The organism is Pseudomonas sp. B7(2017) (assembly GCF_002112745.1).
Taxonomy (GTDB): domain Bacteria; phylum Pseudomonadota; class Gammaproteobacteria; order Pseudomonadales; family Pseudomonadaceae; genus Aquipseudomonas; species Aquipseudomonas ekonensis.
In genome coordinates, this window is the sequence record NZ_NEIP01000003.1 from 566,404 (window position 1) to 592,650 (window position 26,247).

Annotated in this window: 28 protein-coding genes; 10 read left to right on the forward strand and 18 right to left on the reverse strand. The window is 65.0% G+C overall.

The annotated features are described in order from the left end of the window. Positions 1 to 106: 106 nt before the first annotated feature. The 5 genes from CAG29_RS08870 to CAG29_RS08890 form a co-directional block, all read right to left on the reverse strand. Positions 107 to 1,720, reverse strand: coding sequence for a GMC family oxidoreductase (locus CAG29_RS08870; protein ID WP_085694262.1), 1,614 nt, complete (start codon positions 1,718 to 1,720; stop codon positions 107 to 109). Between the two features lie 99 nt (positions 1,721 to 1,819). Next, the gene (locus CAG29_RS08875) at positions 1,820 to 3,037 is read right to left on the reverse strand and encodes a mandelate racemase/muconate lactonizing enzyme family protein (protein ID WP_085586444.1); all 1,218 of its coding nucleotides are present in this window, start codon (positions 3,035 to 3,037) and stop codon (positions 1,820 to 1,822) included. A 1-nt stretch (position 3,038) separates the two neighbouring features. Next, positions 3,039 to 4,355 (reverse strand): nitrate/nitrite transporter, encoded by a 1,317-nt coding sequence (locus tag CAG29_RS08880; protein ID WP_085694264.1) that lies wholly within the window; start codon positions 4,353 to 4,355, stop codon positions 3,039 to 3,041. An 82-nt stretch (positions 4,356 to 4,437) separates the two neighbouring features. Beyond that, positions 4,438 to 5,862, reverse strand: a complete 1,425-nt coding sequence (gene aldA / locus CAG29_RS08885; protein ID WP_085694286.1) for an aldehyde dehydrogenase — start codon at positions 5,860 to 5,862, stop codon at positions 4,438 to 4,440. Positions 5,863 to 6,089: 227 nt separating this feature from the next. After that, positions 6,090 to 7,022, reverse strand: a complete 933-nt coding sequence (locus CAG29_RS08890) for a LysR substrate-binding domain-containing protein (RefSeq protein ID WP_085586440.1) — start codon at positions 7,020 to 7,022, stop codon at positions 6,090 to 6,092. A gap of 183 nt (positions 7,023 to 7,205) precedes the next feature. Here CAG29_RS08890 and CAG29_RS08895 point away from each other — a divergent pair, with 183 nt between their 5' ends. Both CAG29_RS08895 and CAG29_RS08900 read left to right on the forward strand, forming a co-directional pair. Continuing rightward, complete coding sequence (locus CAG29_RS08895; protein ID WP_085694266.1) at positions 7,206 to 8,384, forward strand: hypothetical protein; 1,179 nt, start codon at positions 7,206 to 7,208, stop codon at positions 8,382 to 8,384. A gap of 164 nt (positions 8,385 to 8,548) precedes the next feature. After that, on the forward strand, positions 8,549 to 9,424 hold the full coding sequence (locus tag CAG29_RS08900; protein ID WP_085586436.1) for a LysR substrate-binding domain-containing protein: 876 nt from the start codon (positions 8,549 to 8,551) through the stop codon (positions 9,422 to 9,424). Positions 9,425 to 9,798: 374 nt separating this feature from the next. Here the strand turns inward: CAG29_RS08900 and CAG29_RS08905 are convergent, their stop codons facing one another. The 5 genes from CAG29_RS08905 to CAG29_RS08925 all read right to left on the reverse strand — a co-directional run bounded on the left by CAG29_RS08905 (position 9,799) and on the right by CAG29_RS08925 (position 15,845). Then, positions 9,799 to 11,163 (reverse strand): MFS transporter, encoded by a 1,365-nt coding sequence (locus tag CAG29_RS08905; RefSeq protein ID WP_085586434.1) that lies wholly within the window; start codon positions 11,161 to 11,163, stop codon positions 9,799 to 9,801. A 230-nt stretch (positions 11,164 to 11,393) separates the two neighbouring features. Beyond that, positions 11,394 to 12,827, reverse strand: a complete 1,434-nt coding sequence (locus tag CAG29_RS08910; RefSeq protein WP_085694268.1) for an NAD-dependent succinate-semialdehyde dehydrogenase — start codon at positions 12,825 to 12,827, stop codon at positions 11,394 to 11,396. Then, positions 12,824 to 13,858: an aldo/keto reductase gene (locus CAG29_RS08915; RefSeq protein WP_085633256.1), complete on the reverse strand. Its 1,035-nt coding sequence runs from the start codon at positions 13,856 to 13,858 to the stop codon at positions 12,824 to 12,826. The genes CAG29_RS08910 and CAG29_RS08915 overlap by 4 nt, the downstream gene beginning before the upstream one ends. Before the next feature lie 10 nt (positions 13,859 to 13,868). Continuing rightward, the gene (fae, locus tag CAG29_RS08920) at positions 13,869 to 14,381 is read right to left on the reverse strand and encodes a formaldehyde-activating enzyme (protein WP_085633254.1); all 513 of its coding nucleotides are present in this window, start codon (positions 14,379 to 14,381) and stop codon (positions 13,869 to 13,871) included. 258 nt (positions 14,382 to 14,639) lie between these two features. Further along, positions 14,640 to 15,845 carry an NAD(P)/FAD-dependent oxidoreductase gene (locus CAG29_RS08925; protein ID WP_085633252.1) on the reverse strand — a complete coding sequence of 402 codons (1,206 nt, stop codon included), beginning with the start codon at positions 15,843 to 15,845 and terminating at the stop codon, positions 14,640 to 14,642. Between the two features lie 337 nt (positions 15,846 to 16,182). Between CAG29_RS08925 and CAG29_RS08930 the strand changes: the two genes are divergently transcribed. Then, complete coding sequence (locus tag CAG29_RS08930; RefSeq protein ID WP_085586424.1) at positions 16,183 to 16,731, forward strand: Rrf2 family transcriptional regulator; 549 nt, start codon at positions 16,183 to 16,185, stop codon at positions 16,729 to 16,731. Positions 16,732 to 16,806: 75 nt separating this feature from the next. On the opposite strand, the gene CAG29_RS08935 is transcribed toward CAG29_RS08930, so the two are convergent. Further along, positions 16,807 to 17,142 carry a hypothetical protein gene (locus CAG29_RS08935; RefSeq protein ID WP_085586422.1) on the reverse strand — a complete coding sequence of 112 codons (336 nt, stop codon included), beginning with the start codon at positions 17,140 to 17,142 and terminating at the stop codon, positions 16,807 to 16,809. A gap of 199 nt (positions 17,143 to 17,341) precedes the next feature. Here CAG29_RS08935 and CAG29_RS08940 point away from each other — a divergent pair, with 199 nt between their 5' ends. Beyond that, positions 17,342 to 17,581 (forward strand): hypothetical protein, encoded by a 240-nt coding sequence (locus CAG29_RS08940; protein ID WP_085586420.1) that lies wholly within the window; start codon positions 17,342 to 17,344, stop codon positions 17,579 to 17,581. Positions 17,582 to 17,675: 94 nt separating this feature from the next. Here the strand turns inward: CAG29_RS08940 and CAG29_RS08945 are convergent, their stop codons facing one another. Further along, a complete protein-coding gene (locus tag CAG29_RS08945; protein WP_085633250.1) occupies positions 17,676 to 17,864 on the reverse strand; it encodes a DUF2188 domain-containing protein in 189 nt (62 codons plus the stop codon). 209 nt (positions 17,865 to 18,073) lie between these two features. Between CAG29_RS08945 and CAG29_RS08950 the strand changes: the two genes are divergently transcribed. Next, positions 18,074 to 18,436, forward strand: coding sequence for an NUDIX hydrolase (locus CAG29_RS08950; RefSeq protein WP_085633248.1), 363 nt, complete (start codon positions 18,074 to 18,076; stop codon positions 18,434 to 18,436). Positions 18,437 to 18,440: 4 nt separating this feature from the next. On the opposite strand, the gene CAG29_RS08955 is transcribed toward CAG29_RS08950, so the two are convergent. Both CAG29_RS08955 and CAG29_RS08960 read right to left on the reverse strand, forming a co-directional pair. Then, entirely contained in the window at positions 18,441 to 18,683 is a 243-nt protein-coding gene (locus tag CAG29_RS08955) for a DUF1652 domain-containing protein (RefSeq protein ID WP_085586414.1), read from the reverse strand. Between the two features lie 111 nt (positions 18,684 to 18,794). Further along, the gene (locus tag CAG29_RS08960) at positions 18,795 to 19,694 is read right to left on the reverse strand and encodes a polysaccharide deacetylase family protein (protein ID WP_085694269.1); all 900 of its coding nucleotides are present in this window, start codon (positions 19,692 to 19,694) and stop codon (positions 18,795 to 18,797) included. A 223-nt stretch (positions 19,695 to 19,917) separates the two neighbouring features. Here CAG29_RS08960 and CAG29_RS08965 point away from each other — a divergent pair, with 223 nt between their 5' ends. Together CAG29_RS08965 and CAG29_RS08970 are read left to right on the forward strand one after the other, a co-directional pair. Then, positions 19,918 to 20,598 carry an SOS response-associated peptidase gene (locus tag CAG29_RS08965; RefSeq protein WP_085586410.1) on the forward strand — a complete coding sequence of 227 codons (681 nt, stop codon included), beginning with the start codon at positions 19,918 to 19,920 and terminating at the stop codon, positions 20,596 to 20,598. Positions 20,599 to 20,863: 265 nt separating this feature from the next. Further along, the gene (locus CAG29_RS08970; protein ID WP_085586504.1) at positions 20,864 to 21,136 is read left to right on the forward strand and encodes a hypothetical protein; all 273 of its coding nucleotides are present in this window, start codon (positions 20,864 to 20,866) and stop codon (positions 21,134 to 21,136) included. Positions 21,137 to 21,183: 47 nt separating this feature from the next. On the opposite strand, the gene CAG29_RS28475 is transcribed toward CAG29_RS08970, so the two are convergent. Genes CAG29_RS28475 through CAG29_RS08980 form a run of 3 tightly spaced genes read right to left on the reverse strand, consistent with a single transcriptional unit; the run spans position 21,184 to position 22,403 of the window. Continuing rightward, positions 21,184 to 21,336, reverse strand: a complete 153-nt coding sequence (locus tag CAG29_RS28475; RefSeq protein WP_170930063.1) for a hypothetical protein — start codon at positions 21,334 to 21,336, stop codon at positions 21,184 to 21,186. A 57-nt stretch (positions 21,337 to 21,393) separates the two neighbouring features. Continuing rightward, positions 21,394 to 21,705, reverse strand: coding sequence for an AzlD domain-containing protein (locus tag CAG29_RS08975; protein WP_170930293.1), 312 nt, complete (start codon positions 21,703 to 21,705; stop codon positions 21,394 to 21,396). Further along, complete coding sequence (locus CAG29_RS08980) at positions 21,705 to 22,403, reverse strand: AzlC family ABC transporter permease (RefSeq protein ID WP_085586406.1); 699 nt, start codon at positions 22,401 to 22,403, stop codon at positions 21,705 to 21,707. Before CAG29_RS08980 ends, CAG29_RS08975 begins: the two co-directional genes overlap by 1 nt. A 354-nt stretch (positions 22,404 to 22,757) precedes the next feature. Here CAG29_RS08980 and CAG29_RS08985 point away from each other — a divergent pair, with 354 nt between their 5' ends. After that, complete coding sequence (locus CAG29_RS08985; RefSeq protein ID WP_085633244.1) at positions 22,758 to 23,144, forward strand: DUF2784 domain-containing protein; 387 nt, start codon at positions 22,758 to 22,760, stop codon at positions 23,142 to 23,144. On the opposite strand, the gene CAG29_RS08990 is transcribed toward CAG29_RS08985, so the two are convergent. Beyond that, positions 23,141 to 23,668, reverse strand: coding sequence for a DUF3087 domain-containing protein (locus CAG29_RS08990; RefSeq protein ID WP_085694271.1), 528 nt, complete (start codon positions 23,666 to 23,668; stop codon positions 23,141 to 23,143). The genes CAG29_RS08985 and CAG29_RS08990 overlap by 4 nt on opposite strands. Positions 23,669 to 23,882: 214 nt before the next feature. On the opposite strand from CAG29_RS08990, the gene ppnN reads away from it, so the two are divergent. Beyond that, entirely contained in the window at positions 23,883 to 25,256 is a 1,374-nt protein-coding gene (gene ppnN, locus CAG29_RS08995) for a nucleotide 5'-monophosphate nucleosidase PpnN (protein WP_085586400.1), read from the forward strand. A 223-nt stretch (positions 25,257 to 25,479) separates the two neighbouring features. Next, positions 25,480 to 26,217 (forward strand): response regulator, encoded by a 738-nt coding sequence (locus CAG29_RS09000; protein WP_085586398.1) that lies wholly within the window; start codon positions 25,480 to 25,482, stop codon positions 26,215 to 26,217. Positions 26,218 to 26,247: the final 30 nt, after the last annotated feature.

The window sequence follows — 26,247 nt, forward strand, 5'->3', positions numbered from 1 at the left end:
CCTCAATGACGATGCCGGCCCCCAAAGGAGCCGGCATCCGAAGCCTAGCCCAGGCAGCGAAACCGCCCCGGGCCAAGTGTCACATCTCATTGCGCAGGCACCGGCCTTACGCCTCCTGCAGGATCAGGTCCGCCCCCTTCTCCGCCACCATCAGCACCGCCGCATGGGTGTTGCCGGATGTCACGTTGGGGAATACCGAGGCATCGACGATCCGCAGCCCTTGCAGGCCATGCACCTTGAGCCGCTTGTCGACCACCGAGACCTGCTCGTCCGCCCCCATCGCGCACGAGCCGCACAAGTGGTAGATCGAGCCGCAGTTGTCGCGGAAGTACTGCAGCATCTGCTCGTCGCTCTCCACCGCCGGCCCCGGCAGGACCTCATCGACCGTGATGCCCTTGAGCGCAGGCGCGCCCATGATCTTGCGCATCAGGCGGCTGCCCTGGATCACCTCGTCGATGTCCTTTTGCGTGCTCAGGTAGTTCGGGTCGATCAGCGCAGCGTCACGCGGGTTCTTCGAGGCGATCTCGATGTGCCCGCGGCTGGTGGGCCGGCACGGGTTGAAGCACAGCAGGAAGCCTGAATACGGCTCGGGCTTGAGGCTGGCCTTGTTGTTCTTCGGGATCTGGTACGACAGCGGGTTGAAGTACAGCTGCAGGTTCGGATGCGCCTGCCGCTCGTTGCCGCGGAAGAAGCCGCCGGCCTGGTTCACGCTCATCGCCAGCGCGCCCTTGCGGGTGAACAAATACCGGATGCCGAGCTTGAGCTGGCCGAACAGCGAGCTGAGTTCATCGTTCAGCGTCGGGATGTTGGCCTTGTAGTAGTAGCTCACGCACAGGTGGTCCTGCAGGTTGCGCCCCACCGCCGGCAGGTGCTTGACCACCGGGATCCGGTGCTTGGCCAGCAAGGTGCGGTCGGCCACGCCGGACAGTTGCAGGATCTTCGGCGTATCGACGGCGCCGGCGCACAGGATGACTTCCTTGCGTGCGGTGAACGTGCGCGTCACGCCGTGCTGGGTGATGGCGATGCCGGTGGCGCGCTGCGCGCTGTCGTCGAACAGCACACGGTCGACCAGCGCGTAATGTTCCACGGTCAAGTTCGGCCGGCCCAGCGCCGGATGCAGGTGCGCGAAGCTGCTGGAGCAGCGCTGGCCGTTGCGCGTGTTGACGTCGTAGATGCCCGCGCCTTCGAACGTCGGCCCGTTGAAGTCGTCGCTGCGCGGATAGCCCAGCTCATCGCAGCCCTTGAGGAACACGTCGCAGATCGGGTGGGTCTGGCCCGCCATCGGGGTGATGCTGATCGGGCCGCTGCCGCCGTGGTACTCGCTGTCGCCCAGCGGGTGGTTCTCCAGCTTGCGAAAGTACGGCAGCACGTCCTTGAAGCCCCAGCCGTCGTTGCCGTTGGCGGCCCAGTCGTCGAAGTCATGGGCCTGGCCGCGCACGTAGATCATCGCGTTGATCGAACCCGATCCGCCCTGCACCTTGCCGCGCGGGGCGTAGATCTCACGGTTGCCGAGCTGTTTCTGCGGCTGGCTGTAGTACATCCAGTTGAACGTCGGGTTGTAATACATTTTGGCGAAGCCGACCGGGATCTTGAACCACGGCGAACTGTCCTTGCCGCCCGCCTCCAGCAGCAGCACCGAGTGTTCGCCCGAGGCCGAGAGCCGGTTGGCCAGCACGCAGCCGGCGGCGCCTGCGCCAGCGATGATGTAGTCGTATGTCATGCACGGTTACCGCGTCAGTCGTTGTACGAAAATCGAATGGGCAATGGCGTTCTCTGCGGGGGCCGACAGGTGGGCTCCCGCAGGACCGCATCCGCCCTGTCAGCCCTTGGCCGGCGAGGTGTCTTTCACGTCGGCCGGGGTCGGGGCCATCTGCAGGTGCAGGCGCTCTCCGGTGTACGGCGAATGCCGGCGCACCACGTCCATGTCCAGCTCCACACCCAGGCCCGGCTCGGTGGACGGGATGATGTAGCCGTCCTCCCACTGCAACGGTTTCTTCAGGACTTCGGCGTGGAAGCCGCCCCAGGTCTCAATGCTTTCCTGGATCAGGAAGTTCGGCGTGCACGCCGCCAACTGGAAGCTCGCCGCCGCGCCGATCGGGCCGTTGTACAGGTGCGGCGCGATCTGCGCGTAATGCGCTTCGGCCATGCTGGCGATCTTCTTGCCTTCGAGCAGGCCGCCGCAGCGCCCCACGTTCATCTGCAGGATCGACGCCCCGCCGGCCTGCAGCAGCTTGAAGAACTCGTACTTGGTGGTCAGGCGCTCGCCCGTGGCGATCGGGATGCTGGTCTTGGCCGCGACCTGGGCCATGGCCTCTTCCTGGCCCGGCGGCACCGGTTCCTCGAACCACAGCGGGTCGTACTTCTCCAGGCGCTTGGCCAGGCGGATCGCCGAAGACGGCACCATTTGCCCGTGGGTGCCGAACAACAGGTCGCACTGGTTGCCCACCGCCTCACGGATCTTGCGGCAGAAGGTTTCGCAGCGCTCCAGCACCTCCAGCGAGATCTGGTGCCCGGAGTACGCGGTGTACGGGCCGGCCGGGTCGAACTTCACGGCGGTGAAGCCCTTCTGCATGTTCTGCACCGCGCACTCGGCGGCCAGGTCCGGGTCGTCGTAGTCGTATTCGCCGCGGCTGTTGAGCGGGTACAGGTAGGTGTAGGAACGCAGGCGCTCGTGCACCTTGCCGCCCAACAGTTCGTAGACCGGTTTGTTCGCGGCCTTGCCGATGATGTCCCAGCAGGCCATTTCCAGGCCGCTGACCACGCCCATCATGGTCAGGTCGGGCCGCTGGGTGAAACCGCTCGAATAGGCCTGGCGGAAGAAGCGCTCGATGTGGTGCGGATCCTGGTCGAGCAGGTAGCGCTCGAACACGTCCTCGATGATCGGCAGCATGGCCTTGGGGCCGAAGGTGGCGGCGTAGATCTCGCCGACGCCTTCGATGCCGCAGGCGGTCCTGAGCTTGACGAACAGCCAGTACATGCCGCCGATGTGCGGTGGCGGTACGGCGACGATGTGGGTTTCAAGGGCGACGATTTTCATCTCAGGCACCTGCCTTGTTCGAGGATTTGCGATTGATCCGGGCCCGCAGGGCCAGCGCGGCGCAGGTGCCGATCAGGCCGACGCCGGCGATGTAGCCGAAGTAGAGCTTGTAGCCGAGCGCACCCGGGTACTGTTCGGTGAGGTAGCCGTTGATCAGCGGAATGAAGGCGTCGGGCATGTAGCCCACCACCGAGACGATGCCGATGGCCAGGCCGGTGATGCGCAGCGGGATGTCGCAGTTGTCGAGGATCGCCCAGTACAGGCCACGGATCGCGTAGGTCATCAGGCCGATGAAGATCACCGTGCCGATCAGCAGGCCCATGCTGTTGAGGGCCGGGAACACGATCAGTCCGACCATCGCCAACGAGGCCAGCAGCAGCGCCACGGTCAGCACCGAGATGTTGGAAAACTTGTCGCCCAGCCAGCCGCCGCCGATGCCGCCCACCGGGCGCATCCACAGCTTGATGGTGGTGATGGTGCCGGCCATCACGGCGGTCATGCCGCCCCCTTGCAGGTAGTCCGAGAAACTGTAGGTGGCCCAGAAGATGTGATAGCCGCAGAACACGATGGCGGTGACCAGCCACAGTTCGGGGATCTTCACCAGCGTGGCCAGGTCGGCCAGCAGGTTGAACTTGCCCTTCTCCACCGCCGGCGTGTCCTCCATCGACTTCGGATCCTTGATCAGCACCAGCACACAGCCGATGGCGATGCAGGTGAAGGCATAGAGGTAGACCACATGGCGGAAGCCTTCGGCGGTGGACTCGCCGCGGGTTTCGGTGGCGTAGGCGAACAGGCCCAGGGCCACCGTCGCCAGCAGCGCCTCGACCAGTCCGCGGCCGCCGTCGAGGATGCCGAAGAAACGGCCCTGCTCGGAGTGATGGGCGATCATCTTGACCCGTTTGAGCACCGAGGCCCAGAAGGTCAGGCCGGTGGTCAGGCCCCAGCAGCCAAAGATGATCATCAGGCCGGTCATCGACGGCGCCGTGGAGTACCACAGCCCCAGCGCGCCGGTGGCGACCAGCGAAAAGAAGATCAGGAAACGCGGTGCGATGCGGTCGGCCAGCCAACCGCTGGGCAGGTAGCTGAGCAGGAAAATCGTGCCGAGCATCGAGTACAGGTAGCCCAGTTCGCTGTGGCTGATCTGGAACACTTCGAGCATGGTGGTCTGGTAGACCTGGCGCAGGTACAGGATCGGGTAGATCGCACCGGCGGCCAGCACCAGCAGCATCAGTTGGACATAGCGACTTCCCTTGTCGCTGCGGCTTTGCGAAGCCGCAGTGGAGCCCTGGACAGCAGCGGAGGATGCAGGCTTGGACATGGATGAGACCTCGGGCGACCCGGTGTCCGGGCGCCCCTGATAATTGTTTTTATAGGTGTAGCGTGAGGCGTGTCGCGGCGGATCAGTACTTCATGACCACCAGGCGGGTCTGGGTGAATTCGAGCATCCCGTGCTTGCCGTCGTCGCCGCCCAGGCCCGAGCGTTTCCAGCCGGCGTGGTAGCCCTGGTAGGGGTCGGCCGGGGTGCGGTTGACGTACAGCTCGCCGGCCTCGATGGCGTTGGCGACCTTCTGGGCGGTGCGGTAGTTCTCGGTGTAGAGCACCGACGACAGGCCGAACTGATGGTCGTTGGCCAAGGCCAGGGCCTCATCGATGTCGCGGTACTTGAGCACCGGCAGCACCGGGCCGAAGATCTCTTCCTGGACGATTTCCATGTCCTGGCGGCAGCCGCTGAGCAGGGTCGGCGGGTAGAAATGCCCAGGCCCCTCCGGCAGCACGCCGCCGCTTTCGAGCACGGCGCCGTCGGCGACGGCGCGCTCGACCATGGCGTGGATGTTCTTCTGCGAGCTGGCGTTGGCCAGCGGCCCCATCAGGCTGGCGTCGGTGGCGCGGTCGCCGAATTTCACCGCAGCGATTTTCGCCTTGAGCAGCGCCAGGAAGCGGTCGTGCACGCTCTCCTGCACGTAGACCCGCTCCACCGCCGTGCACAGCTGGCCGCAGTGGGTGGTCTTGGAACCGATGATCGCGGCGGCGGCGGCCTCAAGGTCGGCGTCGGCCTCGATGATCGCCGGGGTCTTGCCGCCCAGTTCCAGCGACGGCTTGGCGATGTTGGCCTTGCAGTAGTCGAGCACGGTGCGCCCGGCGTTGACGCTGCCGGTCAGGGTGATCAGGCCTACGGCCTTGTGGGTGCACACCACGGCGGCGGTGGCGTGGTCCATGGTCAGGATGTTGATGACGCCGGCGGGCATGCCCGACTGTTGCACGGCCCGGGCGATCTCGAACGCCGAGATCGGGGTGTTGTTGCTCGGGCGCACCACCACGGTGTTGCCGGCGATCAGCGCCGGGGCGACCTTGCGCAGCAAGGTGTAGACCGGGTAGTTGAACGGGATCAGGCAGGCGACCACGCCGATGGGTTCGCGGTGCAGGAACAGGTTTTCGTCCGGGCTGTCGCTGGGAATGATCTCGCCTTCGATGCGCCGCGCCCATTCGGCGTGGTAGCGGGTGATCTGCGCGGCGTAGCGGGCTTCATTGCTCGCGTCGGCCAGGCTCTTGCCGGACTCGGCGGCCAGGGCGGCGCCGATGGATTCGGCGCAATCCTCCAGGGCGGCGGCGAAGGACCGCAGGTGTTCGGCGCGCTCGATGGCGGTGAGTTTGCCCCAGGTTTTCTGCGCGACGGCGGCGGCCTCCACGGCGGCGGCGGCCTCTGCGGCGGTGGCGGCCGAGACCTGGCCGATCAACGCTTCGGTGGCCGGATTGTGAACCGCGATCAGCCCGGCGCTGGCCGGCTCGGTGAAGTGGCCGTTGACAAAATTTCGCTCGACTCGCATGTGCATCGCCCATCGTTTGTTTTTATCGATGGCGCAAGTCTTGCCCCGTTGCCGGCCGTGGACAAACGACTTATCGGGCGGACAAACATGCGAAAAACGAACGTTACCCGGTCTGGAGCGCACCGGGCACTTTGGGCTGCGACCGGCAAGGTTGCCCTGCGGTGTCCGGGCGGGCGCCTTCGCCAGCAGGCTGGCTTCCACAGGTTTTTTTGTGGAAGCCAGATTGTTCAGATGGCGGCGGTGGAAGGCTCCAGTTGCCGCTGCGCCAGCCAGATCTCTTCTTGCAGCCATTGGCTGAACATCTGCAACTGCGGCGTGTGCGTCTGCTCCGGGCGGGTCACCAGCCAATAGGACTGATGCCCCTCCACGTGCACGTTGAGCACCTGGGTCAACTGCCCGCTGGCCAGTTCCGCCGCGACCATGTGCCAGTCGGCGATGGTGATGCCCAGGCCGTCGGTGGCCGCGCGGATCGCCAGGTCCAGCAGGTCGAACTCATAGCCGCCCTGGGTATCGACGCCGCTGATGCGCGCCGCGTCGAGCCAGTGCTTCCAGGTCAGGTAGCGCTGGTCCTCTTTGGCCAGCACGTGCAGCAGGGTCAGGCGATTGAGGTCGATGCCCTGCTCCCCGCCCTCGCGGGCATACAGCGAGGGTGCGCACACGGCGATGTGCCGCTCCTGGATCAGCAACGAACTGTCGAGCCCGTCCCACTCGCCGTTGCCGAAGCGGATCGCGCAATCCAGCGTGTTGGTTTCCGCCAGGCTGTCCTGCAGACGGGTGGTGATGCTCAACTCCAGCTCAGGGTGCCGCTCGCGCAGGCGGCCCAGGCGCGGCATCAGCCAGCGGCGGGTGAAGGTCGGCGGCGCGTTGATGTGCAGGCGGTTGGAATGGGTCTTCTGCTGGATGCTGCGCACCGTCAGCTCGATCTTGTCGAACGACTGGTGCAGCGCCCGCAGCAGGATCCGCCCGGCCCCGGTCAGTTCCAGGTGATGGTGGCGGCGCTCCAGCAGGCTTTCGCCCAGCTGTTCCTCAAGCTGCCGCACTTGGCGGCTGACGGCGCTCTGGGTGACGTTGAGCAGTTCGGCGGCACGGGTGAAGCTGCCGGTGCTGCCGGCCACCTCGAACGCCTTGAGTGCGTTCAGGCCGGGCATTTTGCGTTTCATGGAAGGCACTCGAAACCACGGACAAGGCGCAAAGCTTCCCACGGATTCAAATGATTGTCCTACAGGATTTTCCGACTAACATGCGTTCGGCGAAGGTTTCCCCGCCGTTTTTATCGTTTGTTCAACCCCTGGCGGATCGCAAGACTGCGCGGCACTCCAATAAAAACAATCGAGAGCCGCTTTATGCCCTTCCCTGCTTCCTCGCGCCTGAACACGACGTCCCTCCTTCTGCTCTGCTGCGTCGCCGCCCCCGCGATGGCGGTGCAGGTCACCGACAACCTCGACCTGGGCGGCGCCGTCCGCGCCCGCTGGGACGTGGACCCGGACCGCGACATCCAGACCTTCGGCCTGGACACGGTGTTCCTCAGCGCCAAATACAACTCCGACACCTGGATCGGCGAGGCCCAGTACCGTTTCTACGGCCGCTCCTACCCCTACCGCTACACCAAGGACTACGGCGACATCCGGTTCGCCAAGTTCGCCTGGGCCGGCTACAAGTTCAATCCCGACCAGCAGGTGCAGGTGGGCCTGAACACCGTGCCGTTCGGCCTGCAGCCGTACTTCGGCAGCACCTTCTACGAGACCCTGGGCAACGTCATCGGCCTGGAGGACGTGCAGCAGGTCGGCGCCAAGTACATTCAGCAGTCCGGCGACTGGAACGTCCAGGCCGGCTACTACCTGCGCCCGGCGTGGCAAGGCAAAGGCACCAGCAAGGGCGTCACCTATTCCAGCGTGGTCTCCGGCGCCGACAGCTACGTGGCCGACGGCAGCGGCAACCAGGAACGCAACACCGTGGTGCTGCGCGTGGCCCGGGCGTTCGACCTGGGCCCATGGACATCCGAAGTCGGCCTCTCCGGCCTGACCTCGACCCTGGAGAACAAGGACACCGACCACAATGGCCGGCGCAACGCCGTGGCCGTGCACTACCTGGGCAAGAACGGTCCCTGGGGCGTGCAGCTTCAAGCGGCGCGCCAGCAGATGTCGCCGCGCAACGCCGGCACCGACGAACTGGTGACCCTGGGCGGCTACGACGGCACCTACAACATCGCCAGCCGCGGCAACCTGTACGTCGCCGACCTGAGCTACGACGTGGCCGGCAAGTACCTGTTCGATCAGGTCAGCGGCATCAAGCTCTACGCCAACTACAGTGCCTTCGACAAATCCGCCGACGCCTTCAAGACCTCCCAGCGGGTGATCCTCGGCAGCTCATTCTCGGTGAGCAAACTGTGGGTGGCGGCGGAATGGCTGATCGGCAAGAACGACCCGTACATCGGCGGCAGCAGCTACACCCAGAGCCTTGGGGCGGGCGGGTCGGACCAGTGGGAAAACCAGCTGTACGTGAACGTCGGCTACTACTTCTGATCGAGGATCTGCGGCACCTTCAAGCATGCCATCGCGGGCCGGCTCCGGGCGGCGGTCCGACGATGGCGTGCGCCCAAACAACGCTTGCCTGCGCCAGGCATCGATAGTCAGATAGGCACCACCTCAAAACAAAAACAAACCGTCCGGTCCGGAGTCCCGCCTCCATGCGCCAACTGCCCTCCCTCAATACCTTGCGCGTATTCGAAGAAGTCGCCCGCCACCGCAGTTTCAGCCAGGCTGCACAGGGGCTGAACGTCACCCAGGGCGCGGTCAGCCGCCAGATCAAGCAGCTGGAAGATTACCTGGGCGTCGCCCTGTTCGTGCGCACCCCGCAAGGGCTGACGCTGACCGAAGCCGGCAGCAACCTGTCCCCGCACTTGGCCGAAGCGTTCGATCACATCGAGCGCGCCCTGCAAGCCGTGCGCGTGCCCAACCTGCGCCAGCGCCTGCGGGTGCTCGCGCCGCCGACCTGGGCCACCCGCTGGCTGTCGCCGCACCTGCGTGCGTTCTGTCAGCGTTACCCGGACATCAACCTCAGCGTCACCAACCACGCCAGCCACGAGAGCCTGGCGGAGATCGATTGCCATATCCGTTTCGGGCTCGCGGCGGCCAGCCATTGCGCGAGCCGCTTGCTGGTGATGGAACGGCACATCGCGGTGGCCAGTCCGGAGCTGTTCGACTCAGGCCAAGCGCCGGAACTGCGCAGCGCGCCGCTGCTGCACATCCTGCACGACGGCAAGCGCCTGAAGGTCTGGGAGAACTGGCTGGCGGCCATGGGCCGGGACGACATCGACGCCGGGCAAGGGATCGAGTTCAGCACCCTGGACCAGGTGATCCACACCGCACTGGCCGGCGGCGGGCTGGCGGTGATCGACCGGCAGATGATCGAAAAGGAACTGGCCAACGGCAGCCTGCTGCCCATCACCCCGGTCGAAGTGACCGGCCCTTACGGCTACTGGCTGGACGTGGCGAACGACAAGCAAGGCCTGTCGAAGGTGAAGCTGTTCACCGATTGGCTGGAAAGGGTCAGCAATCCCTGACCGGCGGCCTGTGCACTGCGGCCGGCACGGACATCCCTGTTGCCTGCCCCACCGCTATCGCCGGCAGGCTGGCTCCCACAGGCATCTGCGGTGATGACAGATTCTGTGCCCACCACAAGACCCTGTGAGAGCTGGCTTGCCAGCGATGAGGCCAGCACTGCCAACATCCCTGTTGCCTGACCCACCGCTATCGCTGGCAAGCCAGCTCCCACAGATATCCCGGGTGTCCCCAAGATTCATGCACACCACCAAAACCTGTGGGAGCTGCGGTGCGACGACTCGACTTGCCAGCGATGAGGCCAGCACTGCCGACATCCTTGCTGACTGACCCACCGCTATCGCCAGCAGGCTGGCTCCCACAAGGGGCAAGCAGCCTAGACCGGGGCAACCGCCTTGGCGCCGGCCGGCAGCGTGCCTTCCACCGGGCTCTGGGCCTTGCACGCCTGGCTCAGCGTCAGCGACTTGGTCTCAGGCGCCCAGGCCCAGGACAGCAGCGCGCCGATGGCCAGGATCGCCGCCAGGATGCCCATGGTCGGGCTCAGGCCGATGCCCGCCACGCTCACCGGCAGCAGGAAGGTGCTGACGGCCGAGCCGAGTCGGCTGACCGCCGTCGCCAGACCGATGCCGCTGGCGCGCACCTCCGTCGGGAAGCTCTCTGCCGGGAACACCCCGACCAGGTTGCTCACCGCCGACAGCACCAGGGTGAACAGCCCGAACACCAGCACCATCAGCCACGCCGCGCTGCCCGGCAGCACCGCCAGCAGGAACAGCGCCACCGCCAGAATGACGAACGAGTTGATCAGGAACCCGCGCCGGGTGAACTTGATCGTGCACCAGATGCCGATCAGCGCGCCGAGGATCAGCAGCAGGTTGAGCATCAGCTCCGTGCCGAAGCCTTCGGCCAGGCCCATCTTCTGCAGGATCGACGGCAGGAAGGTGTAAATGGCGAAGTACGGCATGACGATGCAGACGAAGAACAGGCAGTTGAACGCCGTGCGCTTGCGGTACTCGCGGCTGAACAGCACCGCGTAGCCCGAACGCTGTTCCGTGGAACGGGTTTCGTCCAGCTCGACGTTGTCGCCCAGGTAGCGTTTCACAATGGCCCGGGCTTCGGCCACACGGCCCTGGTTGACCAGCCAGCGCGGCGACTCCGGCGTGCCGATCCGCGCAATCAGGATCAACGCCGCCGGGATCGCCGACGAGGCCAGCATCCAGCGCCAGGCGTCGTCGCCCAGACTGAGCATGGCGGTGCCGACGAAGGTCGCGGCCACGTAGCCGAAGGTCCAGATCACGCTGAACGAACCGAGCAGCACGCCCCGGTGCCGCTTCGGCGCGAACTCGGCGAGCATCGCGTGGCCGACGCTGAAGTCGCCGCCCAAACCGATGCCGATCAGCACCCGGCACAGGAACAGGCCCATGGCGGTCTCGACATAGAACTGCATCACCGACGCCAGGGTGATCAGCACGAAGCTGACCAGGAAGATCTTCTGCCGGCCGACCTTGTCCGAGATCCAGCCGAAGAACAGGCTGCCGAGAAACAGCCCGATCAGCGCCGAGGAACCGATCAGCCCCTGCCAGAACGCATCCAGGTGCATCTGCGGGCTGAGCAAGGTGAAGGCGATACCGATCAGGCCGAGGATGTAGCCGTCGGTGAAGTGCGCGCCGAAGGTCAGGCCGGCGATCTTGAGGTGAAAGCGCCCGATGGGCAGGTCATCGATCTTTACGGGTTGAGCGGACATGTTCGTCTCCAATTGTTGTTATTGACGGAGAAACCGATTGCGCTTGCTTCATGATTCGCGGTGGAGGCGGTGTGTCAGCGAACTGGGCGTTGCCCGACACACCGTCTTCGCGGGCGAGCCTGCTCCCCCATGGTTTGGCAGCGACCACAGACCCTGTGGGAGCGGGCTGGCCTGCGAAGGCGTCAGCCCAGGCACCGCAGGCATTCGCCCCCGCAGACGGACCGAGCGGGCTAGAGCCCGCCCATCAGCAGGTACTTGATCTCCAGGTAGTCCTCCAGACCGTACTTCGAGCCCTCGCGCCCCAGGCCCGATTCCTTGATGCCGCCGAACGGCGCGACCTCCGTGGAGATGATCCCTTCGTTGATCCCGACCATCCCCGCCTCCAGGCCTTCGGCCATGCGCCAGACCCGGCCGATGTCGCGGCTGTAGAAGTACGCCGACAGACCGAACGGCGTGTCGTTGGCCGCCGCCAGCACCTGGGCCTCATCCTTGAAGCGGAAGCAGGCGGCCACCGGGCCGAAGGTTTCGTCCTGAGCGATGAGCATGTCGCCCGTGGCGTCGATGAGGATGGTCGGCTCGTAGAACGTGCCGCCGAGGGCATGCCGGCGACCGCCGCACAACAGCGTGGCGCCCTTGTCCAGCGCATCGCTGACGTGGGCCTCGACCTTGGCCAGGGCAGCGGCGTTGATCAGCGGGCCCTGTTCGGTGTCGCCCTCCAGCGCAGGGCCGACCCGCATGGCGGCGACCGACTCGGCGAGCTTGCCGGTGAAGGCTTCGAAGACGCCGTCCTGAATGAAGAAGCGGTTCACGCAGACGCAGGTCTGCCCGGTGTTGCGGAACTTGGAAGCCATGGCGCCTTTGACGGCCGCGTCGAGGTCGGCGTCGTCGAACACAATGAACGGCGCGTTGCCGCCCAGTTCCAGCGAGACCTTCTTCAAGGTGTCGGCGGCCTGGCGCATCAGCAGCTTGCCGGTGCGGGTGGAGCCGGTGAACGACAGCTTGCGCACCACAGCGGACGCCTGCAGCGCGCCGCCGATGGCCACCGCATCGCCGGAGACGATGTTGAACACCCCGGCCGGAATCCCCGCCTGCTCGGCCAGCACCGCCAGGGCGAAGGCCGACAGCGGGGTCTCCTCCGACGGCTTGAGAATCATCGTGCAGCCGGCCGCCAGCGCCGGGCCGACCTTGCGGGTGACCATCGCCAACGGGAAGTTCCATGGGGTGATCGCAGCGACCACGCCGATGGCCTCCTTGGTCACGATGATGCGGGCGTCGGCCTTGTGGCTCGGGATCACATCGCCGTAGGCGCGCTTGGCCTCTTCGCCGAACCACTCCAGGAAACTCGCGGCGTAGACCACCTCGCCCTTGGCTTCGGCCAACGGCTTGCCCTGCTCGCGGCTGAGCAAGGTCGCCAGTTCCTGCTGGTGGGCGAGCATCAGTTCGCTCCAGCGCTTGAGACGCTGGCTGCGCTCCTTGGCGGTGAACGCGCGCCAGGCCGGCAACGCGCGGTCGGCGGCTTCGATGGCCAAGCGGGTTTCTTCGGCGCCGGCCTTTTGCACCTCGGCGATCACCTCACCGTTGGCCGGGTTGAGCACCGAGTACGTCGCCCCGCCCTGCCCCCACTGGCCGTCGATAAAATTGCCGTGACGGATCAACCCGCTCATGCCACCGCCTCCTGCAAGGTGAAGCGCTCATGGCCCGGACGCGGCGTGCGCAGGATGCGCTTGCCGGCGGTGTAGTCGTTGATCACGTCGCACGGGGTGTAATTGCGTTCCAACTCATGCAGCTCTTCGGCGTCGAGCCGGGTGTCCAGCGCCGCCAAGGCGCTGTCGAACTGCGCCGTGGTGTCGGCGCCGACCAGCATGCAATCCACACCCGGGTGGTGGGCGACCCAGGCCTGGGCGATCTGCGCGTTCGACACGCCGCGGGCACGGGCCACGCGCTGCACCGAACGGGCGATCTCGAACGAGGCCTCGTCGCTGTACATCTGTTGGGTGAAGAAGTCGGTCTGGTTGCGGGTCGACTGCACGTCGCCGGTCAAAAGGCCCCGGGCCAGCGGGCTGAACACCGACACGCCGATGCCCTGGTCGCGGCAGAACGGGATCATCTCGCGCTCTTCCTCGCGGTAGGCGCAGTTCAGCTGCAGCTGCATGTTGATCGGCTTGACCCAGCCGTTGCGCTCGCAGGCCATGAGGAGTTTGGCCAACTGGCCGGTGAGCATGGTGGACACGCCGATGTAGCGCGCCTTGCCCGAACGCACGATGTCGTTCAGCGCGCCCATGGTCTCTTCGACCGGGGTGTTGACGTCGAAGTAATGCAGCATGAACACGTCGACGTAATCCATGTCCAGGCGCTTCAGCGAAGCGTCGATGCTGTCCATGATGTGCTTGCGCGAATGGCCGCTGGCATTGAGGCCGGTGCGGGTGCCGTAGCCGACCTTGGTGGTGATCACCAGATCCTCGCGCCGGGCCAGGCGCTTGACGATGCGCCCCACCACTTCCTCGCCGACGCCGGCGGAATAGAAGTCCGCCAGGTCAATGAAGTTCACGCCGTTGGCCAGGGCGTGGGCCACGATCGGCTCGCTCTGCTTTTCATTGAAGATCCACGGTTTCCAGTCCGGGGTGCCCATGTTCATGGTGCCCAGGCACAGGCGGGAGACTTGCAGGCCGGAGTTGCCCAAACGGATGTATTGCATGGCGCGGACCTCAGGCTTTGGGGGTGTAGAAAGGGTTGCCGATGTGGTTGACCACATCCTTGAGCTGCGCGGTTTCCGGCTTACCGGTCAGGGCGGCGCGGATCGCGGTGCGGCAGGCGTTGTAGTTGTTCAGGTACACCGCATCGAGGTCGTCGCAGGCCGGGTTGACCCAGTTGGCAGTGACGATCGCCCACTCGTCCTCGGCTTCCGGCGGCAGCGTGCCGTCGAGCAGCGCTTCGAGCACGGCCTTGGCGATCCCGGCCTGGGACGCGCCCCAGGTGGCGTTGCCGTGCAGGTCGCCGACGATGGCGGCCTTGTTCACGTAGAGGGTCATCGGCTTGACCGGGATGTTCGGCTGGGCGATCACCATGAACGGGCAATGGCCCTGGCTCGGCGAGGCCAGGCTGCTGGCGAACGCCTGCCCGGCCGGGCCGTTGCGCGGGCCGATCAGGATGTTGATGTGCGCGGCGTTCACGCCCGGGCCTTCGAAACCTTCACCGATGTAGAGGTCGAGTTCTTTCATCTGTCATTACTCTGGGTGGCGCGGAGGGATCAACAACGGACGCAGGGAGACGTGGCGGGGCAATCGGGACATGGCTGCAAACGCTCTCTGGTTGTTATTGATGAGCTGTGTTTGCGATTTTTTAGCATCGGGTGCCGAGCGGGCCGTAACCATTAAAAATCATGGGGCAATGACTTTTGGTCATAGCCTGGGCGCGGGCAAAAAAAATCCCGCCCTTGCACTCAGTCAAGGGCGGGATCCTGTGGCTTTACGGGGTGATCAGGCGACCACGGGGATCATCGGATCCGCCGCCGCCAGCGCCACGGCGCGGTCAGCCGCCGGCGGGTAGATCCACTGGGTGTTGATCTGGGTCTTGAGCGACTTGCCCTCTTCCTTCTCCAGCTTCACCTGGCGATCCCAGCCTTCGGTGTACACCGCGCCCCACGCGCCCAGGTCCAGGCAGGTGACGTACTTGGGCTGGCTGTACGGCGTCGGCTCGACCCCGAGGATCTGCGCGGCCACGTTGTTGCCCGCATGCCGGCCCAGCGAAATGGCGTGTTGGCAGGTCATCAGGGCGAAGTTGCCGATGTCGTCGGTGGCGGCATAGGCCACATCGCCGGTGGCGAAGATGTCGTCCTGGCCGATCACTTTCAGGTGCGCATCGACGTGCAGGCGTCCCTGACGGTCGCGCTCGGCGGGAATCTGCTCGGTCAGGGAACTGGCGCGTACGCCGGTGGTCCAGACCACGGTGTTCGCCTCGATGCGCTGACCGTCGGACAGGGTCACGCCGTTTTCATCGACCGACAGCACCGACACACCCAGTCGCCATTCGACGCCCAGCTCTTCACTCGCCTCGGCGATCTTCACGCTGATGGCCTCGCCCATGGACACGCCGATCTTCTGGCCGCGATCCACGACGATCACCCGGATGTCCGCTTGCTCGCCCAGCACTTCGCGAAGGCGTGCCGGCATTTCGGTCGCCGTCTCGATTCCGGTGAAGCCGCCGCCGGCCACCACCACGGTGTTGCGCGCCGGGCTCTGAGGGCGGTCGGCCAGGGCCTTGAGATGGTTCTCCAGGCGGATCGCCGATTCGATCTGGTCGACATCGAACGCATGCTGCGCCACGCCCGGGGTGTCCGGCAGGGCCAGGCCGCTGCCCGAGGCCAGCACCAGCTTGTCGTAGTGGAAGACCTGCCCGGCGCCGGCGGCGTCGGTGTAGCCCACGGTCTTGGCCTGCACGTCGATGCTGTGCGCCGCGCCCTTGATGAAGTGAACGCCGACCGCTTCGAACAGTTCGCCGAGCGGCGCGGCCAGTTGATGGGCGTTCGGTTCGTAGAAACGCGGACGCACGCGCAGCTCGGCCTGCGGCGCAAGGACGGTCACGTCGATGTTGTCCCGGTTGTGGATGTCCACCAGGCGCGTGGCGCTCAACGCGCTCCACATGCCACCGAAACCTGCGCCGATCACCAGAATGTGCTGTTTCATCGTTGTCTCCCGGCACGTGGCCAAGTCATGGAAAAAGGTTGGGCGGGATTGCCCGCCGGGGTGCCGACCTAGACGTTGAGGATTCAGGCGCAGCGGGCATCCCTGTCGACAACGGCGACTCTATTGGTCGCCTTTAGAATCGACAAGTCAGATTTTACGATCATTGAAATCGAAAATTTCGATAGCTATTCGTAGAAAACGGCCTGGCAACGACGCTGCATTTCTAGGGAATAGGCCGAAAAGCCCTACTCCAGAACCAGAAAACCCTGGCGTCCCCACATTTGCCGCCCCCTCCAAGGCCTGATAACATCGGCGACAACTGAAGTCGGAGATAGCTATGTCGCTTTACAGTGCGGGGGTCGAATACGGCATCCACTGCCTGATCTTTCTGGTGGGCAACGGCGGCGACAGCCGCGAAGCGAGCGTGCGCGACCTGGCGGACCTGCAAGGCGTGCCGCTGGACTACCTGGCCAAGATCTTCACCAAACTGGCCAAGGGCAAACTGGTGACCGCCACCGGCGGCGTGCGCGGCGGCTTCACGCTGGCGCGGCCGGCGGACGAGATCACCCTGCTCGACATCGTCAACGCCATCGACGGGCGCAAGAACATTTTCGAATGCCGCGACATCCGCGGCCGCTGCGCCTTGTTCGAGGGTTCGCCGCCGGACTGGGCGGTGGAAGGCACCTGCTCGATCCACGCGGCGATGCTGACCGCGCAAAAGCGCATGGAAGAAGCGCTCGCCCAGCAGACCATCCTCGACATCGCCAGGAGGGTCGGCCGCAAGGCACCGCCGCAGTTCGGCAGCCAAGTGGAAGACTGGATGCAGGAGCGGCGCGACAAAAAGGCCGGCGGCGCTTCGATCCCCCTCATCGACCTTTCCGACTGATCCCTCGGCGCACAGGCAAAAAAAAGCGGAAACCGTCACCCGGTTTCCGCTTTTTTCACACAGGTTGGATCGCCCTCAGAGGCAATCGCGCACGGCCTTGCGCAACGACCCGGACTTGGCCCACGGCGGCCCCTGGTACAGGGACACCCGGCTGCCGTCCTTGTACTTGACGATGTCCAGGATCTCGTCCGCCGTGACGATGCTCGGCGCGGTGATGCGGTAGCCGTTGGAGATGGCGGTCTGGGTGGTCTTGGGGATGTCCTGCTGCCACAACGGCAGCACGCAGGCGGCGTAATCCTTGGGGGCCTTCGCGCTGGTCTTGTTGACATTCGGTTCGCCCGGCACCAACGAGGCCGGCAACGAACAACCGGCCAACGCCGCCAACAGCATGCCCCCGATCAACATCCGCATGGTGAATCCTTCATCGTCAAAAAACGCGAATGTACCCTGTAACTGTGCGGACATCCATCGTGGCGCACTGCCTTCAGCGACCCGCCGCCACGGCGCCGAAGCCTGATCGGCATCCGTTCAGCCCGCCGACAGGCGACCCTTGCCCCGCCTCCCGAAAATGCGGCTACTCTTCTGTACCGAGAATGTTCCGGAGGTGATCATGCGGCTCAACGAATACGAACACGAACTACAGCGCGACCTTCAGAGCGTCGCGTCGGATCTCAGGTGGTCGGCGGTCGACCTCAAGCGCATCGCCGAGCAATTGCGCAAGTCCGGCAACGAAGCGGACGCCCAGGCGGTGCTCAGGTCCTGCGAAGTGCTGCAAAGCGATGAGGAACGCCTGCAACTCTACGCCAAGGAGGTGAAGGCCCGGGCCATCAGCCGGGTCAAGGTGCACTGAGCCCCGCCGCCCAACCATTCACCCAATCAGACACCCAACAAAAAGCCCCGGACATCCGGGGCTTTTGCGTCTTGGCCCTGAGAGCCTCAGACCCTCAGCCCGACCGGCGGGCGCGGGTGCGGCTCTTGTAGCCCGGCAGCGCGGCGGCATACGCCAGCGCCTCTTCCCGGCTGGCGAACGACGCCAGCCGGTCGCCCTCGGTGCAGACCCGCCAAGGGCCGTTGTTGACGCTGAGCACGTCATAACCGTTCATGTGCATCTTGTTCAACATCGCAATGCTCATAGGCACCTCCTGTCCGCTCGCGATGAAACAGTTTCACGCTTGCACCTTACACCCCCACCGCGGCACTGTGCCGACCGGACGTCGCACCGGCCCACGTCAACTCTGCGGCACTTTTGTGACCTGTCGGCCCTCAGAACCTCTAAGCCCTTGCGCGGCGCGGATATTGCAGATTCGTGACAGTTTTATGACAAACGGCAATCGGGTAACAAATGAAAGTACGTGCAACCGTGATCTGCGAACAGAACCGGCACATTCTCCTGGTGCGCAAGGCCCATTGCCGCTGGACGCTGCCGGGCGGCAAGGTCGAGCCCGGCGAGACGCGGGCGCAGGCCGCCGTGCGGGAACTGTTGGAGGAAACCGGCCTGATCGCCGAGGACATGCTGTGCCTGATGGAACTGCAGAGCGGCAGCACCCGCCACCACGTCTATGAGGCGTCTGCGCCGGATCCGGCCCTGGCCAGGCCGCAGAACGAGATTGTCGATTGCCTGTGGCAGCCGCTGGACGAGGTGCACGCCCTGAACGTCAGCGAGGCGACCTTGCGCATTGTCCGCGCCTTCCGGCGCCGGCTCTGAGCGCTCAGCCGGCGAACGCCCGGCGGCCGGCGCTCATTTCGGTGCGCAATTCACCGATGAAATTGGAAATGTCACGAATGGTGACCAGATGCTCCGGCGAAACGCCGTTGAGCAGCAGATCGACGCGCCCGCTTTCAGGCTCGTACACCTTGATCTGCAACAGACCCTGGGCATTTTCGGTGCAGTCGCAGTACAAGGGCCGGAACCCGGACTCCACGATGCGGCAAATATCGGCGATGGCAAGCATGGGCGCAGCCTCACAGGCGTCTGATCCTTCGACCGGTTGAGCATAGATGAGCCCCGCGCACTTTGCTGCGTCAGCAAATGCCAACCGTTTCACATCCCTGGCATACGCCCGTCAATGGGCGTTGCGGTCCCAGATCCAGTTCCAGATCCCCGGCAGGCGCACCGGATCCGAACTCTGACGGACGGTGCGGGCCAGCGCCGCTTTCTCCAGTGCCGCATGATCGTCGTAGAACGGCTTGTCCGCCAGCCGCACACCGGTGGCGGCGGCGCTGTCGAGCAGGATCTGCAGGTACTCGCGGGCATGGCGCGCGGTGTAGCGGTTCAGGTCATGGAACGTCACCACCACCGGTATCACCCCGTCGACCGTCGGCAATTCGCCGAGGGCGATCCGCTCGCGGACTTCCGACAACTGGCGCAGCATATTCGCCCGGCGCCTGGGGCTGGCGTTGAAGCCCCAGATCTTGCCGTCGTTGGCGCTGAGGTCCGTCAGCAGCACGCTCAGGCCGTGCCGCCGATAGGCGGCGAACGTGCGCTTGTCGTAGTTCCAGAACGGCGGACGCAGCAGCACCGGCGGCGCTCCGGTGATGGCGGCGATATCCGCCGTGCCGTTGGTCAGCGCCTCTTCGAGCTCCGCAGGCTCCAGCGAACGGTGGTTGGTGTGCCAAGGGGTCGCGGTGTGGAAGCCCAGCACATGCCCTTCGGCCTGCTCCCGGCGCATGAGGCTGCGGCCGATGTCGCTGTTGCCGGCCCGCGGGGCGCGGGTCTGGACGAAGAACACCGCCTTCAGGTCCGGCTGCACCGGGTTGGTCTTGAGGCTGTCGAGCACGGTGGCGGTCGGGTTCCAGAAACTGGAGGCGCTGGGGCCGTCATCGAAAGTCAGCAGAAAACGCACCGGCGCCTGGGCCTTGAGCCGGATCTCGGTCTGCGGGGTCATCTCGATGGGTGCGGCGATGCACCCGGCCAGCCCGAGGGCGACGGCCACTACGCTGAACAGCCTGAACCAATGCTTCATGTCTTGCCTTGCGCCCGACCGTGACGGTCATGTTGTCGATTGGCAAAACTCCCTCGCCGCCGTCGCCTCCCTGCGCCCCGCCAGAGCGGGCCGGAGTTGGATCGAGGCCGTCGTCTTTGGTTCCGGCGCCCGTTCGAGGCCCCTGCGCCTCTGTTCCCCTGGCTGCATTTATACGCGCAACTAAGCTCAAGGCTGTAGATATCGTTTGCCGGAGGTTCGGCGGATGTGCGGACGACTGTCGCAGTACCGGGGCATCCACGATTTCGTGGCGGTCCTGAGCATTCCCGATGCGCTGATCAATCACGTCGGCGACGCGCCGCTGGCCCGCTACAACGCCGCGCCCACCACCTCGCTGGCCATCCTCCATCAGCACGAACATCGCCTGCACGCCGACAACCTGCGCTGGGGCTGGCGCCCGCACTGGGCCAAGGACCGCGCGGCGCCGATCAACGCGCGGGTGGAAAAAGTCGCCCACGGCCCGTTCTTCCGGGCGATCTGGCGACACCGGCTGATCGTGCCCGTGGACAACTGGTTCGAATGGGTGGACGGCCCCGACAAAAGCCGACAGCCCTGGCTGATCCGTCGTGCCGACCATGGCGCGATTTTCTGCGCGGCCATCGGTCAGTTTCCGACACCCGGCACGCCGCCAAAGGAAGACGACGGCTTTGTCATCATCACCGCCGACAGCGAAGGCGGCCTGCTCGACATCCATGACCGGCGCCCGCTGGTGCTGCCCGCCGAGCGGGTGAACGAATGGCTGGATCCCGCCACGCCCGCCGAACGGGCTGAGCAGATGCTGCTGTTCGACACCGAACCGGCTTCCGTCTTCCAATGGCACAAGGTCGATAAGGCCGTCGGTAACGCCCGCAATCAGGGTGCACAATTGATTCAGCCGACGGATTAAATAAACCCCGGGGCGGAACGTCATTCAGAGGAGAGATTCGCGTGCTGTCCCCCTGCGTTACAGGGGGTGTATCAACCGCGAGACAACACCGTGAAACAATCGTTCGAGCGAACTAACCGCCTGTCTGACATTTCAATCGTCATACATACATTTAGATGCACTACGGATAGCATGCGCGCCGCATTTCCAATTGGCACTTTAGTTGACCGAAGAGTCAACAGACCAGGAATCCCCGACAAACTCAACATCCTTGCAGAGAACCAAGTTGCGCGACGATTTTGCAATCAAACAGGCCCGCGGCCTGGAGTGTATTCACCTGTCCATGACAGAGCGCTTTCAACTCGACTGTTTTATCGGCCACTACATAAAGACCCGAAACCTGCGTGACGTACCCGATATCGACCGCATCCTGCGCACCACGCTCGAAAGCTATCCCTGCCACCCGCCGGTGATGGTCAACGAGCTCAACGCCTGGATCGACAAGACGTTGGGCTATCGGGCTTCCCACCCCGATTTCACACAGCTGGACGATCTCTGAACCCACGAAAAAGCCCCGCGCATGCGGGGCTTTTTCGTTTCAGCCGTTCAGGGTTTCAAAGGACGTTCCTGATCGCGGTCGGACAACTCACGGCTGTCGTCATGTTTCCAGGTCTGTTCTTTGTGCTTTTCCCGTTCGATCTCTTCTTCGCTCGGTTCATCGTCATCGATGGGTGCCGGAGGTCTTTGCTCGTTCGCCATGTTCGCCTCGCTTTCGCCAATCATCCTTAAAGCGTAGAACACTTTGTGACGTGCAACTTACAGCCACCAGCGCAACAAAAAGAAGAACGCCATGCTCAACAGCATGCTCAGCAACGTATTGCGCGTGTAGATCACCAGCCCCACTGCCACCAGCGAACTGAGCAGGTAGGGGTTGTCCCAGTGCAGGTTCAGTTGCTTGTCCGGCATGAACACGATCGGCCCGCAGATGGCGGTCAGCATGCCCGGCACCGCGAACCCGAGAAACTGCCGTGCGTTGCTGCTCAGGCGCACCGGCAAGCGTGGCTCCAGGAACACGTAGCGGTTGAGGAACACCAACAGGCCCATGCCGAAGATCACTGCCCAGACCATCACGTGCGCTCCCGATACAGTTTATTGCAGACAAACCCCGCCGCCATCCCGGCCAGCCCCGACAGAACCAACGCCGAGCCCCACTGCCAGTAACTGAACAGCACCGAGCAGAACAGCGACACCGCCACGCAGACCACGGTCGGCACATCGCGCACCACCGGGGTGATCAGCGCGATGAAGGTCGCGGCGATGGAGAAGTCCAGGCCCAGGTGCTCCAACCCCGGAATGCTGCTGCCCAGCACGATCCCGGCGAGGGTGAAGAGGTTCCAGGCGACGTAGAACGTCAGGCCCACGCCCAGGGCGTACCAGCGGTTGAACTGCTGGCGGTCGTGCTGGCTGGTGAGGGCGAACAGCTCGTCGGTGAGCAGAAAGCCCAGGCCCAGGCGCCAGCGGCCGGGCAGCGGCGAAATCACCGAACGCATGCTCATGCCGTACAGCAGGTGCTGAGATGTCAGCAGCGCCGTGGTCAGCAGAATGGAAAACAGCCCGGCACCGCCCTTGAGCATGCCGATGGCCACCAACTGGGCGGCGCCGGCGAACACGATGGTCGACAGCCCCTGCCCTTGCAGCGGGGTGAGGTTGGCCTCGATCGCCATGGAGCCGGCCAGCAGGCCCCACGGCGCGGTCGCCAGGGATAACGGCATGATCGCCGCCGCACCGCGAAGGAACGCACGGCGCGGCATGAGTGAGTCAGACATAACGCTCTTCAACCGGGAAACAGGGCCGCCGACTCTGCCATTGAACGCCCGTTCGTGGCTTGAACAATCTTGCGCACTTGGGGCCGCCATCGCCAGCAGGCTGGCTCCCACAGGGGAGTGTGTGTGTGTGTGCACCCCGGAACACTGTGGGAGCCAGCCTGCTGGCGATGACGTCAGTCCGGACACCACAGGCCCAAGGCCGTTTGCGGTGTACGCAACACTTGCGAACGACAGAGATCACTGTGGGAGCGGCGGTGCGACGATTCGACTTGCCCGCGATGACGGCGGCACAGACACCCTCCCTCCGGACTGGCGTACCATGAGCCCCATCCACCACCGCGTCAGGGAGACGACATGCTGTACCGAATCGCCGCCGACGGCCTCGTGCTGTTCCATCTGCTGTTCATTCTGTTCGTGCTGTTCGGCGGCCTGCTGGCGCTCAAGTGGCGGCCCGTGGCTTGGCTGCACCTGCCGGCGGCCACCTGGGGCGTGCTGGTGGAAGTGCTGCACCTGACCTGCCCGCTGACCTACTGGGAAAACCTGATGCGCCACGCCGCCGGCCAGACCGAATACGCCGGCGGCTTCATCGAGCATTACGTCTGGCCGATCATCTATCCGGCGGGCCTGACCCCGCAGATCCAACTGGCGCTGGGCAGCGTGGTGCTGGCGGTCAACCTGCTGGTGTACGGGCGCCTGATCCGCCGGTGGCAGCGGCGGCGCGCCGCACGCATTCCGTTCTAGCGGGCGGCGGGCTTCAACGCTTGCAGCCAGGCCGGGTCGAGGCGCGTCTGACCGGGGTCGATCCCCAACGCCTCCATCCGCGCCTGGTGCTGCTCGGCTTCACGCCGCAACTGCCCATGATCGCTGGAGTTGCCGTCCAGTTCATGCATCTGGCCCAAACCCAGGTGATAGAAGCGCAGCACCTTCATCGCCGTCGGATCATCCCGCTCCACCGCCGCCGTCAACTGATGCATCACATTGGTGACGCTCATCAGGCTGCGCTTGAGCCGCCAGCCGTACACCGCCGGCGCCATCCAGGCCTGATGCCAGAAACGAGCGCGCAGCAGCGCCGCGGTCAGCAGAAAACCGACCACCACCCCGCCGACGTTGAACCGCAGGTTGTCGCCGCCCGGCTCGCCGAACAGCGCGACCGCCGCCGTGGACAACGACATCGCCAGCACCAGGAACAGCGCCGCGATGGCCAGCGTGCTGCGCCGGGTCTGCCGGCGGTAGGTGACAGGATCGATCGGCTGGATTTCGAACATCGCGACAGGCTTCCAAGTCTTGGGTTAAAAAGAGGCTGACGCATTATCGCCAACGGGGCGGATTTAGCTATGCTGGAGCGCCCTTTCATCTTTTCACCGTCCGACGGGGACATGGCGACACCACGCAATCCGTGCCACATTCATTCATGGATACACACCATTCGGATGCCGTTGGCCCGCTTCACCGCAACGGCATCGTTTTAAGGATCACCGCATGACCCAACGACACGTCATCAATGCCTCGGTCAGCCCCAAAGGCAGCCTGGAAACCCTTTCCCAACGTGAAGTCCAGCAACTGAGCCAAGCCGGATCCGGCAGCACCTACACCCTCTTCCGCCAGTGCGCCCTGGCCATCCTCAACACCGGCGCCCATGTCGACAACGCCAAGACCATCCTGGAAGCCTACAAGGACTTCGAGATCCGCATTCACCAGCAAGACCGCGGCGTGCGCCTGGAACTGCTGAACGCCCCCGCCGACGCCTTCGTCGACGGCGAAATGATCGCCAGCACCCGCGAGATGCTGTTCAGCGCCCTGCGCGACATCGTCTACACGGAAAACGAACTCGATGCCCTGAGCATCGACCTGAGCACTTCTCAGGGCATCAGCGACTACGTCTTCCACCTGCTGCGCAACGCGCGCACCCTGCGGCCGGGCGTCGAGCCGAAAATCGTCGTGTGCTGGGGCGGCCACTCGATCAACACCGACGAATACAAGTACACCAAGAAGGTCGGCCATGAGCTGGGCCTGCGCAGCCTTGACATCTGCACCGGCTGCGGCCCGGGCGTGATGAAAGGCCCGATGAAGGGCGCGACCATCGCCCACGCCAAGCAGCGCATCCACGGCGGCCGCTACCTGGGCCTGACCGAGCCCGGCATCATCGCCGCCGAGGCGCCGAACCCGATCGTCAACGAACTGGTGATCCTGCCGGACATCGAAAAGCGCCTCGAAGCCTTCGTGCGCGTCGGCCACGGCATCATCATCTTCCCCGGCGGCGCCGGCACCGCCGAAGAGTTCCTGTACCTGCTGGGCATCCTGATGCACCCGGACAACGAAGGCCTGCCGTTCCCGGTCATCCTCACAGGACCCAAGCACGCCGCGCCGTACCTGCAGCAACTGGACGCCTTCGTCACCGCCACCCTGGGCGAAGCGGCCAAGGGGCATTACCAGATCATCATCGACGACCCGGCCGAAGTCGCCCGGCAGATGACCCAGGGCCTCAAGGCCGTGAAGCAGTTCCGCCGCGAGCGCAACGACGCGTTCCACTTCAACTGGCTGCTGAAGATCGACGAGGGCTTCCAGCGCCCGTTCGACCCGACCCATGAAAACATGGCCAACCTCAAGCTCCACCGCGACCAGCCGCCCCACGAACTGGCGGCCAACCTGCGCCGGGCGTTTTCCGGGATCGTCGCCGGCAACGTCAAGGACAAGGGCATCCGCCTGATCGAGGAACACGGGCCGTACCGGATCCACGGCGACGCCGCGATCATGCAGCCGCTGGACCTGCTGCTCAAAGCCTTCGTCGCCCAGCACCGGATGAAACTGCCGGGCGGCGCCGCGTACGTGCCGTGCTACCAGGTCGTGTCCTGACAGGCTGAACCTGTGGGAGCGAGCCGTGTCAGTCACCCTTGCGGGTGGCTGGCCCACCGTCATCGCGGGCAGGCTCGCCCCCACACCGTTCTGCAGCGACCACCGATTGCGCATTCGCCGCCGTTCCCCTGCGGGAGCCAGCCTGCTGGTGAAAGCATCAGCTTAGACACCGCCGGATCAGGGCAATGAAGATCCGGACAAACCAACAACAAGAGCGCCAGCCATGGACCACATCAACCACATCCTGATCGTCGACGACGACCGCGAGATCCGCGAGCTGGTCGGCAATTACCTGACCAAGAACGGCCTGCGCACCACCGTGGTCGCCGACGGCCGGCAGATGCGCAGCTTTCTGGCCGCCAACACCGCCGACCTGATCGTGCTCGACCTCATGCTGCCCGGCGACGACGGCCTGGTGCTGTGCCGCGAGCTGCGCGCGGGCAAGCACAAGGCCACGCCGATCCTGATGCTCACCGCCCGGGACGACCAGACCGACCGCATCCTGGGCCTTGAAATGGGCGCCGACGACTACCTGACCAAACCCTTCGCCGCCCGCGAACTGCTGGCGCGGATCAACGCCGTGCTGCGCCGCACGCGGATGCTGCCGCCCAACCTGCTGATCACCGAAACCGGCCGCCTGCTGGCGTTCGGCCGCTGGCGCCTGGACACCACCGCCCGCCACCTGCTCGACGAGGACGACACCCTGGTCGCCCTGAGCGGCGCCGAATACCGCCTGCTGCGGGTGTTCCTCGACCACCCGCAACGGGTGCTCAGCCGCGACCAGTTGCTCAACCTGACCCAGGGCCGGGAAGCCGATCTGTTCGACCGTTCCATCGATCTGCTGGTCAGCCGGCTGCGCCAGCGCCTGCTGGACGACTCCCGCGAGCCGACCTACATCAAGACCGTGCGCAACGAAGGCTACGTGTTCTCCTACGCGGTGGAGATGCTCGCCGAATCCTGATCCCCGCCGGCGATGGCGTCGGCCAGGACG

Excerpts from the sequence above, each read along its gene's own strand:
- CAG29_RS08870 (WP_085694262.1), bottom strand. The coding sequence starts at position 1,720 with ATGACATACGACTACATCATCGCTGGCGCAGGCGCCGCCGGCTGCGTG.
- CAG29_RS08875 (WP_085586444.1), bottom strand. The coding sequence starts at position 3,037 with ATGAAAATCGTCGCCCTTGAAACCCACATCGTCGCCGTACCGCCACCG.
- CAG29_RS08880 (WP_085694264.1), bottom strand. The coding sequence starts at position 4,355 with ATGTCCAAGCCTGCATCCTCCGCTGCTGTCCAGGGCTCCACTGCGGCT.
- aldA (WP_085694286.1), bottom strand. The coding sequence starts at position 5,862 with ATGCGAGTCGAGCGAAATTTTGTCAACGGCCACTTCACCGAGCCGGCC.
- CAG29_RS08890 (WP_085586440.1), bottom strand. The coding sequence starts at position 7,022 with ATGAAACGCAAAATGCCCGGCCTGAACGCACTCAAGGCGTTCGAGGTG.
- CAG29_RS08895 (WP_085694266.1), top strand. The coding sequence starts at position 7,206 with ATGCCCTTCCCTGCTTCCTCGCGCCTGAACACGACGTCCCTCCTTCTG.
- CAG29_RS08900 (WP_085586436.1), top strand. The coding sequence starts at position 8,549 with ATGCGCCAACTGCCCTCCCTCAATACCTTGCGCGTATTCGAAGAAGTC.
- CAG29_RS08905 (WP_085586434.1), bottom strand. The coding sequence starts at position 11,163 with ATGTCCGCTCAACCCGTAAAGATCGATGACCTGCCCATCGGGCGCTTT.
- CAG29_RS08910 (WP_085694268.1), bottom strand. The coding sequence starts at position 12,827 with ATGAGCGGGTTGATCCGTCACGGCAATTTTATCGACGGCCAGTGGGGG.
- CAG29_RS08915 (WP_085633256.1), bottom strand. The coding sequence starts at position 13,858 with ATGCAATACATCCGTTTGGGCAACTCCGGCCTGCAAGTCTCCCGCCTG.
- fae (WP_085633254.1), bottom strand. The coding sequence starts at position 14,381 with ATGAAAGAACTCGACCTCTACATCGGTGAAGGTTTCGAAGGCCCGGGC.
- CAG29_RS08925 (WP_085633252.1), bottom strand. The coding sequence starts at position 15,845 with ATGAAACAGCACATTCTGGTGATCGGCGCAGGTTTCGGTGGCATGTGG.
- CAG29_RS08930 (WP_085586424.1), top strand. The coding sequence starts at position 16,183 with ATGTCGCTTTACAGTGCGGGGGTCGAATACGGCATCCACTGCCTGATC.
- CAG29_RS08935 (WP_085586422.1), bottom strand. The coding sequence starts at position 17,142 with ATGCGGATGTTGATCGGGGGCATGCTGTTGGCGGCGTTGGCCGGTTGT.
- CAG29_RS08940 (WP_085586420.1), top strand. The coding sequence starts at position 17,342 with ATGCGGCTCAACGAATACGAACACGAACTACAGCGCGACCTTCAGAGC.
- CAG29_RS08945 (WP_085633250.1), bottom strand. The coding sequence starts at position 17,864 with ATGAGCATTGCGATGTTGAACAAGATGCACATGAACGGTTATGACGTG.
- CAG29_RS08950 (WP_085633248.1), top strand. The coding sequence starts at position 18,074 with ATGAAAGTACGTGCAACCGTGATCTGCGAACAGAACCGGCACATTCTC.
- CAG29_RS08955 (WP_085586414.1), bottom strand. The coding sequence starts at position 18,683 with ATGCTTGCCATCGCCGATATTTGCCGCATCGTGGAGTCCGGGTTCCGG.
- CAG29_RS08960 (WP_085694269.1), bottom strand. The coding sequence starts at position 19,694 with ATGAAGCATTGGTTCAGGCTGTTCAGCGTAGTGGCCGTCGCCCTCGGG.
- CAG29_RS08965 (WP_085586410.1), top strand. The coding sequence starts at position 19,918 with ATGTGCGGACGACTGTCGCAGTACCGGGGCATCCACGATTTCGTGGCG.
- CAG29_RS28475 (WP_170930063.1), bottom strand. The coding sequence starts at position 21,336 with ATGGCGAACGAGCAAAGACCTCCGGCACCCATCGATGACGATGAACCG.
- CAG29_RS08975 (WP_170930293.1), bottom strand. The coding sequence starts at position 21,705 with ATGGTCTGGGCAGTGATCTTCGGCATGGGCCTGTTGGTGTTCCTCAAC.
- CAG29_RS08980 (WP_085586406.1), bottom strand. The coding sequence starts at position 22,403 with ATGTCTGACTCACTCATGCCGCGCCGTGCGTTCCTTCGCGGTGCGGCG.
- CAG29_RS08985 (WP_085633244.1), top strand. The coding sequence starts at position 22,758 with ATGCTGTACCGAATCGCCGCCGACGGCCTCGTGCTGTTCCATCTGCTG.
- CAG29_RS08990 (WP_085694271.1), bottom strand. The coding sequence starts at position 23,668 with ATGTTCGAAATCCAGCCGATCGATCCTGTCACCTACCGCCGGCAGACC.
- ppnN (WP_085586400.1), top strand. The coding sequence starts at position 23,883 with ATGACCCAACGACACGTCATCAATGCCTCGGTCAGCCCCAAAGGCAGC.
- CAG29_RS09000 (WP_085586398.1), top strand. The coding sequence starts at position 25,480 with ATGGACCACATCAACCACATCCTGATCGTCGACGACGACCGCGAGATC.